At 71.1% G+C, this 12843-nt stretch carries 7 protein-coding genes; 4 read left to right on the plus strand and 3 right to left on the minus strand.

The features are described 5' to 3' along the window. Together GT354_RS42975 and GT354_RS42980 are read right to left on the minus strand one after the other, a co-directional pair. The coding region (locus GT354_RS42975; RefSeq protein WP_161362336.1) for a type I polyketide synthase at window positions 1-2111 on the minus strand (2111 nt) is incomplete at its 3' end. 17 nt (window positions 2112-2128) lie between these two features. Then, entirely contained in the window at window positions 2129-8506 is a 6378-nt protein-coding gene (locus tag GT354_RS42980) for a type I polyketide synthase (RefSeq protein ID WP_161362338.1), read from the minus strand. 239 nt (window positions 8507-8745) lie between these two features. Here GT354_RS42980 and GT354_RS42985 point away from each other — a divergent pair, with 239 nt between their 5' ends. Both GT354_RS42985 and GT354_RS42990 read left to right on the plus strand, forming a co-directional pair. Continuing rightward, entirely contained in the window at window positions 8746-9987 is a 1242-nt protein-coding gene (locus tag GT354_RS42985) for an FAD-dependent monooxygenase (protein WP_161362340.1), read from the plus strand. Continuing rightward, complete coding sequence (locus GT354_RS42990) at window positions 9984-10508, plus strand: hypothetical protein (RefSeq protein WP_161362342.1); 525 nt, start codon at window positions 9984-9986, stop codon at window positions 10506-10508. The genes GT354_RS42985 and GT354_RS42990 overlap by 4 nt, the downstream gene beginning before the upstream one ends. 36 nt (window positions 10509-10544) lie before the next feature. Here the strand turns inward: GT354_RS42990 and GT354_RS42995 are convergent, their stop codons facing one another. Continuing rightward, entirely contained in the window at window positions 10545-11189 is a 645-nt protein-coding gene (locus tag GT354_RS42995) for a TetR/AcrR family transcriptional regulator (RefSeq protein ID WP_161362345.1), read from the minus strand. Window positions 11190-11283: 94 nt separating this feature from the next. Here GT354_RS42995 and GT354_RS43000 point away from each other — a divergent pair, with 94 nt between their 5' ends. Together GT354_RS43000 and GT354_RS43005 are read left to right on the plus strand one after the other, a co-directional pair. Next, window positions 11284-12114: an SDR family NAD(P)-dependent oxidoreductase gene (locus GT354_RS43000; protein ID WP_161362347.1), complete on the plus strand. Its 831-nt coding sequence runs from the start codon at window positions 11284-11286 to the stop codon at window positions 12112-12114. Between the two features lie 64 nt (window positions 12115-12178). Beyond that, complete coding sequence (locus GT354_RS43005) at window positions 12179-12568, plus strand: nuclear transport factor 2 family protein (protein ID WP_161362349.1); 390 nt, start codon at window positions 12179-12181, stop codon at window positions 12566-12568. The last annotated feature ends 275 nt before the right edge of the window (window positions 12569-12843 follow it).

Genomic DNA, 12843 nt, shown 5'->3' on the forward strand with positions numbered 1-12843 from the left:
AGGAGGGGGGTCAGGGTGTGGGGGGGCAGGGTGATGGAGGCCATGGTGCCTTGGCCGGCGAGGGTGGGCAGGGCGCGGGCGCGTAGGGCGACGAGTTTGGCGGCGTCGGGCAGGGTGAGGGCGCCGGCGATGTGGGCGGCGGCGATTTCGCCTTGGGAGTGGCCGACGACGGCGTCGGGGTGGATGCCGTGGGCTTGCCAGGTGCGGGCGAGGGCGGTCATGACGGTGAACAGTGCGGGTTGGACGACGTCGACGCGGTCCAGGGTGGGGGCGTGGGGGTGTCGGCGCAGGACGTCGGTGACCGACCAGCCGGTGTGCGGGCGCAGTGCCGCGTCGCAGTCCGCGACCGCCTGCGCGAACGCGGGTACGGTGTCCAGGAGTTCGGCGCCCATGCCCTCCCATTGGGAACCCTGACCGGGGAAGACGAACACCACACCACCACGATCACCCCCCACACTCCCGACCACCAGGTCGACGTGGGGGCGGTCCTCGGCCAGTGCCGTCAGGCTCGCGCGCAGCCCCTCGGCGTCGCGCGCGACGAGTACCGCGCGGTGTCGCAGCGACGCGCGTCCTCGGGCCAGACCGTGTGCCAGCGCGGGTAGCGGAAGGTCCTCGTACTCGCTCAGTTCCTTGGCCAGCGACCGCAGCGCGACGGCCGACTGGGCGGACAACAGCACCGGGATCGAGCGCTCGGGCGCGGGTGCGTCGTGCGGATCGGGTGCGGGGCCGGTCGGCTCGGGGGCCTGTTCGAGGATCACGTGGGCGTTGGTGCCGCTCATGCTGAACGCGGAGACCCCTGCTCGGCGCGGACGGTCCGTGCGCGGCCAAGGTGTCGCATCGGTGGCGAGGGCGACGGTGCCCGAACTCCAGTCGACGTGCGGGGTGGGCGTCCCGGTGTGCAGGGTCGGCGGCAACACCGCGTGGCCGAGGGCGAGAATCGTCTTGAGTACGCCTGCCACGCCTGCGGCGGCCTGGGTGTGACCCAGGTTGGATTTGACCGAGCCCAGCAACAGCGGCTGCTCGGCGGTGTGTTCTCGGCCGTAGGTGGCCAAGAGCGCGTCGGCTTCGATCGGATCGCCGAGCTTGGTGCCGGTGCCGTGTGCCTCCACCACGTCGACGTCGCCCGCTCCCAGGCCCGCCGCGGCGAGCGCTGCCCGGATGACGCGCTGTTGCGCTGCCCCGCTGGGGGCGGTCAGGCCGTTGCTGGCCCCGTCCTGATTGACGGCGCTGCCGCGCAGGACCGCGAGAATGCGTCGGCCGTTTCGCTGCGCGTCGGACAGGCGCTCCAGTACCAGGACGCCCACGCCTTCGCCCCACGCGGTGCCGTCGGCGTCGGCGGAGAATGCCCGGCATCGGCCGTCCGCCGCGAGGCCGCGTTGTCGGCTGAAGCTGGTGAACGCCTTGGGGGTGGTCATCACGGTCACGCCGCCCGCCAGCGCCAGGCTCGCTTCCTGTGCGCGCAGCGCGCGGGCCGCGAGGTGCAGCGATACCAACGACGACGAACACGCCGTGTCCACGGTGAGCGCCGGTCCCTCCAGCCCGAGCAGATAGGCCACTCGGCCGGACAGGACGCTGGGGGCGTTGCCGGTCGCGAGGTGGCCTTCGAGCCCGTCCGGCAAGGCGAAGTCCGCGGACGCGTAGTCCTGTCCGCTCATGCCCATGAACACGCCGGCGGAGGTGCCGCGCAGGGCGGTGGGGTCGATCCCGGCGTCCTCGACGGCGTGCCAGACGGTCTCCAGGAGCAGACGTTGCTGCGGATCCATCGCCAGCGCCTCACGGGGTGAGATGCCGAAGAACGCGGCGTCGAAACCCACCACGTCGTCGAGGAAACCCCCCTCCCGGGCATAGCTCGTCCCCGGATGGTCGGGGTCGTCATCGAAGAGCGTGTCGAGGTCCCAGCCGCGGTCGGCGGGGAAGGCGCCCATCGCGTCGCGGCCCTCGACGAGCAGCCGCCACAGGTCCGCCGGGGAGGAGACGCCGCCGGGAAAGCGGCAGCCGATCCCGACCACGGCGATCGGCTCCGTCGCCCGTGCCGCCTCCTGCCGCAGCAGTTCGTTCTCCTTGAGCGAGCTGCGTAGGGCGGTTACGATCTGCTCGGTCGCGATCGTCATCTTGACCTCCGTCGTGGTCAGTCGCCCATGGCGCGCTGCACGAGGGCCGCGACGTCCAAGGCGTCGATATCGGGCGTGTCGGGACCGTCCGCTTCGCCTGCGGCAAGCCGCAGCAGCCGGTCGTAGAGCCCGGTCGCGCGTAGCCGTTCGAGCGGGATACGAAGGAGCAGTTCCCGAAACTCCTGCTCCACCGGGTCGATGTGTTCGTCGTCGGGGGCCAGGGCCGCCGTCAGGTGCGCCACGAGGTCGGCCGGCGTCGGGTGGTCGAACACCAGCGCGGCGGGCAGGTGCAGCCCGGTCGCGGCGGTCAGCCGGTTGCGCAGGTCCACCGAGGTCAACGAGTCGAAGCCGAGTTCGACGAAGGCCGATGTCGGGTCGAGTTCCTCGTCGGCGTAGGCGAGCACCTCTCGAACGTGGGTACGGACAAGGTCCGTCACGGCTCGGCGTCGATCGGCCTCGGACAACGTCGACAACCGCTCCCGGGTGGTCGCGCCCCCGGACTCCGCGGCCGCGGCCCGCCTGCGGGTGGGCCGCAGCAGATCACGCAACAGCGGGTGGGCGTCGGCGACATCGAGGCGGCCGGTGTCGATCGGGGCAACGACCACGTGGGCCTGCGAAACGTCCCGGGCGACATCGTGCAGGGCGAGTGCCTGCGCGGGTGTCAGCGGCAGTACGCCACCTCGTCGGACGCGGTGCAGATCCGCCTCGCTCAGGTCGGCCCCCATGCCCGCCTCTCCCGACCAGAGCCCCCAGGCAACCGCGGTCGCCGGCACTCCGGCCGCGCGCGCGTGGTGGGCCAGGGCGTCGAGAAACGTGTTGGCGGTGGCGTAGGCCGCCTGGCCGGCGCCGCCCAACGTCGCGGCGGCACTGGAGTAGAACGTCAGCGCGGCCAGGTCGAGTTCGCGTGCCGCGGCGACCAGGGCCAACGCGCCGGCGACCTTCGGCCGCAGGACGTCGGCGAGCCGTGCCGGGTCAAGGCTCGTGAGGGTGGCATCGCCGCGTATACCGGCGGCATGCACGATCTCGCGTATCGGATGCTCGTCGGGCACGGTGGCCAGGGCGTCGGCGAGTCGTCCCGGATCGGCCACGTCACAGGCCACCGCCGACGCGGTGGCGCCGAGCGAGGCGAGTTCGTCCGCCAACGCGATCGGGCGGGTCCGACTGAGCAACAACACGTGCCGCACGCCCCGGGTGAGGACCAGGTGCCGGGTGAGGTGTCGGGCCAGCGCGCCGTTCGCCCCGGTGACCACGACCGTGCCTTGCGGTCCGGGCCGTTCCGGGAAGGTGAGCACGTTCTTGCCGACGTGCCGTGCCTGGCTCACGTGCCGAAACGCCGCTCGGGCCCGCTGTACCGGCCACGCGGTCCGCGGCAGATGCCGCAACACGCCCGCCTCCAGCAAGGCCACGACCTCGGTCAGCATCTCCTGGATGCGCTCGGGCCCCGCTTCGATCAGGTCGAAGGCCTGATAGACCACACCCGGGTGCTCCGCCGCGACAACCGTCGCGTCCCGCACGTCGGCCTTGCCCATCTCCACGAACCGGCCCCCACGCGGCAGCAGTCGCAGCGAGGCGTCCACGAACTCGCCTGCCAGGGCGTCGAGTACGACATCCACGCCCCGGCCGTGAGTGGCCGTCGTGATCTGCTCCTCGAAGGCGAGCGTGCGCGAGGAAGCGAGGTGGTCCTCGGCGAAGCCGTTCGCGCGCAGGACGTCCCACTTGCCCTGGCTCGCGGTGCCGAACACGTCGGCGCCCCAGTGCCGCGCGAGCTGTACGGCCGCCATGCCGACCCCGCCCGCGGCCGCGTGCACGAGCAACGACTGCCCGTCGCGCAGGCCGCCGAGGTCACGCAGTCCGTAGTAGGCGGTGAGGAAGGCGATCGGCACGGCGGCGCCTTCGGCGAACGACCACGTCGCAGGCAGCGGCACCACCATCCGATGGTCGGTGGTGGCGACCGGACCGAACGCACCGCCGAAGACACCCAGGACTCGGTCACCGGGCGCCAGGCCCGTGACGTCCGCCCCGACCTCCAGCACCACCCCGGCGGCTTCGCCACCCATCACCGCGGCACCCGGATACGTACCGAGCGCGATCAGGACGTCGCGGAAGTTCAGCCCGGCGACCCGGACCGCGACGCGCACCTCCGTCGGGCCGGTCGGAGCGGGCTCGACGAGCATGGGGTGCAGCCCGGCCAGGGTGCCGTCGTCGTCGCCGGCCAGCCGCCACGCGGCGTCGGCGTCGGGCAGCGACAGCGTGTCCGCGTCGTGCAGGGGCGTCAGGCGGGGCACGAGCGGCACACCGCCGCGTATCGCGAGTTGGGTCTCGCCCAGTGCCCGCGCGCCGTGCAGGGCCGCCGGCAGCAGGCCGGCGTCCGCGGTGGCGGCGAGGTCGATCAAGGTGATCCGCCCGGGGTGTTCGGCCTGTGCCACACGGCCCATCCCCCACAGGGGGGCGTTGACGAGGTCCACCTCGTCCCCCGGCTCGACGGCGACGCCGCCCGTGGTGACGACGGCCAGGTGCAGTTCCTCGAACGCGGGGTCCGTCAGCCACTCGCGCAGCGTCCGCAGGTGCCGTTCGGCAGCCGTGGTCACCGCGTCGCCCACGTCCTGCGCCCGGCTCGGGACGAGGGCGAGCAGGACGGCCGTCGGGTCCGCCGCGACGGTTCGTCCGGCCGCGAACTCGGCCGGGTCCGACCACACACGCGCCGTGCCGCCGGATCGGGTGAGGGCCTCGGCGAGCGCCGCGTCACCGATGACGTCGTGGCCGGCGTCATCGGCCCGGGCGTCCGCGTTCGGCAACGGCTTCCACACGATTCGGTGCAGCGCCTCGGGCGTCGGCGCACCCGCGGTCACCAGGTGTTCGGGCGTGATCGGTCGCAGTCGCAACGACCGAACGGCGGCGACCGGCGCGCCCGTGTCGTCGGCGACCACCACCGCCACGGTTTCCGGACCCGTCGCGGTGATGCGCACCCGCAGCCGTCCGGCGCCGACCGCGTGCAGCGTGGCGCCGGTGAAGGAGAAGGGCATCGCCGCGTCGGCGCGCTCCACGCCGGTCAGCGCCAGGGTGTGCAGCGCCGCATCCAGGAGAGCGGGATGCACGCCGTATCGCGCGGCCTCCGCCTCGACGTCTCGGGGCACTTCGACGTGGGCGTAGGTGTGCGTGGTGCCGCGCCAGGCCGCTCGAACGCCGCGAAACACCGGTCCGTAGTCGAGGCCGCGGGCGGCCAGGTCGGCGTAGAGTCCGTCGACCGCCACCGGCACCGCGTCCCGGGGCGGCCATTCGTCCAGGGGGACCGGCTCGTCGCGGTCCGCGTCGGTCACGGCCGTCGCGTGCAGGACCCACTCGCCGCCTTCCCGGGCCCGGGTGTGCACCGTCACCTCGCGGACGTCGTTCGCGTCCGGTGCGGACGTGCTCACCCGCAGCAGGACGTGCCCCTGTTCGGGAACGACCAGCGGAGCGTGCAGGGTCAGCTCGGCCAGGGAGTCCGCGCCGGTGGCCCAGACGAGTTCGGTCACGCCGGTGCCCGGCAGGACGGCCACACCGTGCACCCGGTGATCCGCCAGCCACGGCTGCTCGACCAGGCCCAGGCGGCCGGTCCGCACCTCGCCGCCGCCGGGCAGGTCGATCGCGGCGGTGAGCAGCGGGTGGCCGGTAGCGGCTCCTGCGCCGGCCTGGTCACCGACGCCGTTCGCCTGGTCGAGCCAGTGCCGACGCCGTTCGAACGGGTAGGTCGGCAACGGCCGGACGGGTGTCCTCGGTACCAACGGCGACCAGTCCACCGCGGCGCCGCCGACGTGCGCGCCGGCCAGGGCGGTGAGCACCTGCTCCAGGTCGTCGACGCTTCGGCGCAGCAGCGGCAGCACGCGCGCGGAAGGCTGCGCGACGGCTGCGATCAGCGGCACCAGGTTCGCGTCCGGGCCGATCTCCAGGTAGGTGGTGACGCCGGACTCGGCCATGGTGGCGACGCCGGCGCCGAATCGGACCGGTTCGCGCACGTGCCGCACCCAGTACTCGGGTGTGCCGATCTGCTCGGCGGTGACCGCTTCCCCGGTCAGGTTGGACACCAGCGACACGATCGGGGCCGAGTAGGTGAGGGTGCTCGCGACGGCGTGGAAGTCGTCCAGCATCGGGTCCATCAGCGGCGAGTGGAAGGCATGGCTGACCCGTAGCCGTCGGATCTTGTGGCCGTCGCCGGCCAGTGCTTGCGCCAGTTCCGACACGGCACCTTCCGCGCCCGATATCACCACCGACTCCGGCCCGTTCACCGCGGCGATCGCCACGTCCGCGAACGACGCCGACATCCGTGCGCGCACCACGGCTTCGGGCGCTCGCACGGACACCATCGCCCCGCCCGGCGGCAGCGCCGCCATCAATCGGGCGCGCGCGGCCACCAGCGCGGACGCGTCCTCGAGCGAGAGCACGCCGGCCACGTGCGCGGCGGCGAGTTCACCGATGGAGTGGCCTGCGACGAAGTCCGGCCGCAGGCCGAACGACGCGCACAACCGGGCCAGGGCGACCTGCGTCGCGAACAGCGCCGGTTGGGTGTGGCCGGTGTGGTCGAGCAGGTACGCCTCCCCGAACAGCACGTCTTCGATCGGTGTTTCGGTGAACTCGTTCACCTGCGCGCACACTTCGTCGAGGGCGGCGGCGAACACCGGTGACTTCGCGTACAGGGACCGAGTCATGCCCTCGTACTGGCTGCCCTGCCCACTGAAGACGAACGCGAGCGCGCCCGAGGTCACCTCGCCCACGACGACGTGGGGCGCGGGGGTGGCCTCTTCCACGGCGCTCAGTCCGGCGACCAGATCCGTGGTGGATGTGCCCGACACCACCGCGCGGTGGGCGAAGCCGGGGTTTCGGGCCGACAGCGAGTGTGCGATCTCGGCGGGAGGGTGGTCCGCCTCGGACACGTACAGGCGAAGCCTGCGGGCCTGTTCGCGCAGCGCGGTCGGGGTCTTCGCCGCCAGGATCCAGGGAACCGGCCCGGACGGTGTGCTCGCGGTGTGCTCCTCGGGCGGGGTCGGCGGTTGTTCGACGATGAGATGCGCGTTGGTGCCGCTGATCCCGAAGGAGGAGACCCCCGCGCGGCGGGGCCGGTCGACGTCGGGCCAGGGGCGCGGGCGGGTGACCAGGTCGATGCCGCCGGTGGTCCAGTCGACGTGCGGGGTGGGCGCGTCCACGTGCAGGGTCGCGGGTATCGAGCCGTGCCGGATCGCCAGGATCATCTTGATCACGCCGGCGACGCCCGCGGCGGCCTGGGTGTGCCCGATGTTGGATTTCACCGCGCCGAGCAACAGCGGGAGTTCGCGTTCTCGGCCGTAGGTCGCCAACAGCGCCTGTGCCTCGATGGGATCGCCCAGGCGCGTCCCGGTGCCGTGCGCCTCCACGACGTCCACGTCCGCGGTCGACAGGCCCGCCGCGGCCAGCGCGGAGCGGATCACCCGTTGCTGGGCGGGCCCGCTGGGAGCGCTGAGCCTGCCGCTGGCACCGTCCTGGTTCACCGCGCTCGACCGGATGACCCCCAGCACGGGGCGCCCGGCGCGCTGCGCGTCCGCCAGCCGTTCCAACAGCAGCACGCCCGCCCCTTCGCCCCACCCGGTGCCGTCCGCGGCGGCGGCGAACGGCTTGCACCGCCCGTCGGGGGCCAGCCCTCGTTGCCGGCTGAACTCGACGAACAGACCCGGTGTCGAAAGGACGGTCACACCGCCCGCCAGCGCCGAACGGCATTCACCGCGCCGAAGCGATTCCGCGGCCAGGTGGATTGCCACCAGCGAGGACGAACACGCGGTGTCGATGGTCAGTGCCGGGCCCTCCAGGCCGAACGTGTACGCGATCCGGCCCGAGAGCACACTGCCTGCGGTGCCGGTGCCGACCAACCCTTCGACGTCCTGCGTCGCGTGCGCGGCCAAGCCGGCGTAGTCCTGCCCGCTGATACCCAGGAACACCCCGGTCGCGCTGCCGCGCATCGCCGCGGGGTCCAGTCCGGCGCGTTCGAGGCATTCCCAGGCCGTCTCCAGGGCGAGCCGCTGCTGCGGGTCCATCGCTGCGGCCTCGCGTGGCGAGATGTTGAAGAACGCGGCGTCGAATCCGGTGACGTCGTCGAGGAACGCGCCTTCGCGCACGTAGCTCGTTCCACGCCGGTCCGGATCGCTGTCGTGGATGCGATCGAGGGGCCAGCCCCGGTCCTCGGGGAACGCGCCGTATCCGTGCCTGCCCTCGGCGAGCAGCCGCCAGAACCCCTCCGGGGTGTCCACTCCCCCGGGCAGGCGGCAGGCCATGGCCGTCACGGCGATCGGCTGCGTAAGCTCGCCCTTGAGGTGCTGCAATTGCTCACGAGTTCGGTGCAGCTCGACCCTCAATTTCTTGAGGTATTCGACGATTTTCTGATCCTCGCTCATGATCCACCCCGTTATCGAACGTTCCGGGCCCGCTCGAACGTACGTGGCGAGGATCGCTCGTGCATACCCCTACAGGACGCCCCTAATATCGCTCGCCGGCCCCTATTCGAATGGGCCGGAATATATATCCACTACCCTTTCGGAAAAGGGTGCCTCTCGCCGTGTCGTGGGGTAGCGTGACGGAGCGACCCTAAAACGAATCGACGCGCCGATCTCGGCCGGTCCGGAGGATCGTCCACATGAATGCATTACACGACACCGGTATACCGGTGCGGACGAAACGTGCCCTGGTGGTGGGCGCGGGAATTTCCGGAATGGCGACCGCGCTGCGGCTGCAGCAGATCGGCTGGGAGCCGCTCCTGGTCGAGCGGGCCCCCGGTCGCCGGACCGGCGGCTACTTCACCGTTTTCATGGGTGACGGCTTCGAACCCGCGAAACGCCTCGGCATCTTCGGCAGCATCCGCGACCGGGCCAACCCCAACGCCCGGTTCCTGGAGATGGATCGACGGGGCAAGTTCGTACCCGGAATCAACCCGTCCGCGATGATGCCCGTCTCGACGTCGTACAGCGTGCTGCGCGGCGACCTGGAGAAGGTGCTGTTCGAGGCTCTCGACGGCTTGGTGGAGATTCGGTTCGGTACCGAACCGACAGCGATCCGACAGGGCCGCGACCACGCCGAGGTGACGCTTTCCGACGGCACCACCGAGCGCTTCGATCTGGTGGTGGGCGCCGACGGCCTGCACTCGGCGGTGCGGGAACAGGTATTCGGTCCGGAGGACCTCTACCGCCGCGACTTCAATCAGGTGATCGCCGCCTGCCTGCTCGACCGCCCGCTCAGCGGGGTGCGCAAGGGCGACAATCTGCTGGTGGTCGACGTGGGTCGATCGGTGGCCGTCAACGCCTTCCACGACCACGATCCGGTCGCGATGTTCCTGTACTGCCATCCGTGGCCGGCCGCGGAGGCACGCAAACAACCCACGGTCGCGCTACGCGAGGTCTACGGCGACTTCGAGGGATCGGTGGTGCCGGAACTGCTCGACGCCGTCGACCGGGCCGAGTCGACGCTCTTCGATCAGATCTGCCAGATCCATCTGAGCAGTTGGAGTCGTGGCAGGGTCGTCCTGCTCGGCGATTCCGCGTGGGCGCTGACGCTCTACTCCGGCTTCGGCTCGTCGCTGGGCATTGCCGGCGCCGATCTCCTCGGCACCCTGCTGACCGAGCACGGCGACGACATTCCGGCTGCGCTCGGCACGTGGGAGCACCGACTGCGACCGGTGGTCACACGACATCAAAAGAGCGCCCATTTCGCCAAGAACTTCCTGCTTCCCCCCAACCGACCGGTGAGCGTGCTGCGCCGCATGATGGTGCGCACCGCGGCGAACCCGACAACCGGAAAACTCTTTCAAGCCTTGTTGCCCGCGTCGAAAGCGACCCAGGCGGCCGGGGAAACCGAGCAGAACATCGGAGGATCGCGTCCATGAAGCGCATATCGACCACGTTGACGTTGTCGCTCGCCGCCGCGCTGACGGGAATGATCGTCGCCCCCTCGTCGGCGTCCGCCTCGGCCACGTCGACCGGCGGGGCGACCAACATCGTCTTCTCGTGTACCGAGGCCGGCTCCCCGCAGGTCCCGTTGACCTACGCCGTCTCGATCAAGGCGCCGAGGAAGGCCCGGTTGGGTACCTCGATCCCGTTGACCGTCACCGCCACCAAGCCCGCACCCGCCGACATCCCCGCCCTCGGGATAGACGGCGACATGCAGATCGTTCTGGGCGGCGCGGCGTCGGGCGAGGTCACCGCGACCGGCCTGGTCAACGCCACGAACGTACCGATCGGCCAACCGCTGGTCCTGGGGCCGGGCTCCGCCTCGGTGCCCGCGACCACCCCCGGCTTCCACACCTTCACGCCCGGTGCGTTCGTCATGCAGCTGTGGGTCGGCGCGACCTTGGAGTGCACCCCGCCCGCGAGCGCTCCGGCGCTGGCCGGGACGTACGTGTACTGAGGCGGTTCGACGCGGGCCGTGGGCGCGAGTCACCGCTCACGGCCCCGCGTCGTCGTCCCCACCGAGCAGGACGTGCCTGACCTGCTCGAAGTACGGCGCCACGTCGGCCACCGTGGCAGCCGACAGGGTTTCGCTGCGGATCACCGACCGGACCACGCTGATCCCCAGCAGCCACGCGCTGAGCAGTTCCGCGCGCAGATCGGCGTCCTGCCCGCGGACCAGTTTGCGGATGTTGGCGATGTACGTCTCGCACACCTGATCGCGCAGCTGGTCACGGACCGTGGCATCTCCTGCCGCCCGCAGCATGGCGATGAACGGATGTTCGCCCACCAGTTCCGAGCTTTCCTCGGCGAGGATCGTCTCCAGCAGGCGCAGCGGCAACAGTTCCGGTGGACCGGCGAGCACCGCCTCCGCCTTCCGGGCGTCCTCCGCCGACACCTCGTCGAACAGCTTGCGCTTCGAGCCGAAGTACCGAAAAACCAGCCCCGCGTCCACGCCGACGTCCCCGGCGATGGTGCGGACGTTGGTCCCGGTGTAGCCCTCGCGGGCGAACCGGACCCGAGCCGCAGCCAACAGAGCGGCCCGGGTGGCCTCCCGGTCGCGTTTGCGCTGCGGCTGCCGACCATCGCCTGTCGCGGCCAACCCGAACTCCCCGTCTCCTGAGTCATCGTCGGTTGACATGATACGAGCCCCTCGATAGCTTCACCGAGTCATCAGCTGATGACTTGAGTGGCGCTCAAGCATGCCTGCCCACATTTCTGCGGAGGTTACCACGGTGAAAACGTTCGTCATCTCGGGTGGCACGGACGGTATCGGGAAGGCCGTCGCACTCGCACGCCTCCAGCGTGGCGACACGGTCGCCGTCATCGGGCGCAATTCCGAGAAAGGTGCCGCATTCCTCGCCGCCGCCGAGCAATCGGGCGCGTTGGGCCGCGCCCACTTCATCGAGGCCGACCTCAGCCTGGTCCGCGAGACCCGCAAGGCGGTCGACGAGGTTCGGTCCCGCGTGGGCGCGATCGACGGACTCGTGCTGTGCGCCCAGCACTTCCGCTCGACCCGACTGGTCACGGAGGAGGGTTTCGAGAACACGTTCGGGCTCTACTACCTGAGCCGCTTCATCCTCGGCCACGAGCTGGCCGAGGCGCTGGAAGCCGCTCCGGCCCCGGTCGTGGTCAACGTGTGTGGGCCGGGCCTCGACTTCGGTGAGATCCGCTGGGACGACCTCGGTCGCGAGAGCGACTACACCGGCATCGACGCCCTGATGCAGGGCAGCAGGCTCAACGACCTGCTCGGCGTCGGGTTCGTCCAACAGCGGCCCGGCCCGATCCGCTACGTACTGGTGAACCCCGGAGCGGTGAGCACGAGCTTCTCCGGTGAGTACGACCCGGTGATGGCCGAGCAGATCGAGGCCGCGCGCCTGGCCGCGAAGCCGGTGGAAGAAGGCATCCTGCCGATCCTGTCCGTCCTGGACACCCCGCCCGCCGCGCCGCTCTCCGCGTCCATGGCCGGCGAACCCCTGGAACTTTCCGGCCCCGCGTTCGACCCGGATTCCGCGCGGCGCCTGCACGAACTGACCACCAAGCTCATCCCGGCTCGCATTTCCTGATGTCGAGCCGGCCGACCGGTGCCCGGTCTCCTCGGGCCGCCGACCACTCTCAGGGAGCCCGACCATGAGTCAGGAAACCATCGACCGTGAGCGCGCGAATCTCGCGTTCGTCGACAAGTGGATAGCCCTGCACAACAACGACCCCGAACGCATGATCGACGAGTGCTACGCGCACGACGCGACGATCGTGGTGCCCGGCGTCGAGGAGTTCGGCATCGACCGGCTACGGGAGTTGGAGACCAAGGGAACCCCCGGGACGATCCGGCGCACGTCCCGCACCGTGCGGGTGACCTCGTCCGGTGACGTCGTGGCGGTCGAAGGGGTCACCAGCACCACCACCGACGGCGAGGCCGCCGCCCAGGACACCTTCTGGTGCGTCGTGCTCACCCTGTCGAACGGGCTCATCGTCTCCGATCACGCCTACCTCAACATGAACGTGCCCAAGCCGGCCTGACCGCAGGGCAGTTCACCGAGGGCGAATGCCCCTCGCCGTGACGCCGGTCCGATCCACCTCGTCGGTGGGTCGGGCCGGCGTCGTTTTCGGCGGAGGTCGAATGTCTCGCGCCCCGGTGTGCCCGGCGAGGTGCCCAGGCACACCAGAGGGCGGCCGGCGTGCCCTTCGCGGGCGCCCTTGAGGGTCGTTCGTCCGGTTGCGCGAGTCCGATCGATCGACCGGCACCTGGGGCGGGACGCGACGAGTTGGGCATCGAATCGGACGCGCGCCCGCGG

Origin of the sequence: Streptomyces sp. SID3343, assembly GCF_009865215.1 — a bacterium.
GTDB lineage: Bacteria > Actinomycetota > Actinomycetes > Streptomycetales > Streptomycetaceae > Embleya.

Excerpts from the sequence above, each read along its gene's own strand:
- GT354_RS42980 (WP_161362338.1), bottom strand. The coding sequence starts at position 8,506 with ATGAGCGAGGATCAGAAAATCGTCGAATACCTCAAGAAATTGAGGGTC.
- GT354_RS42985 (WP_161362340.1), top strand. The coding sequence starts at position 8,746 with ATGAATGCATTACACGACACCGGTATACCGGTGCGGACGAAACGTGCC.
- GT354_RS42990 (WP_161362342.1), top strand. The coding sequence starts at position 9,984 with ATGAAGCGCATATCGACCACGTTGACGTTGTCGCTCGCCGCCGCGCTG.
- GT354_RS42995 (WP_161362345.1), bottom strand. The coding sequence starts at position 11,189 with ATGTCAACCGACGATGACTCAGGAGACGGGGAGTTCGGGTTGGCCGCG.
- GT354_RS43005 (WP_161362349.1), top strand. The coding sequence starts at position 12,179 with ATGAGTCAGGAAACCATCGACCGTGAGCGCGCGAATCTCGCGTTCGTC.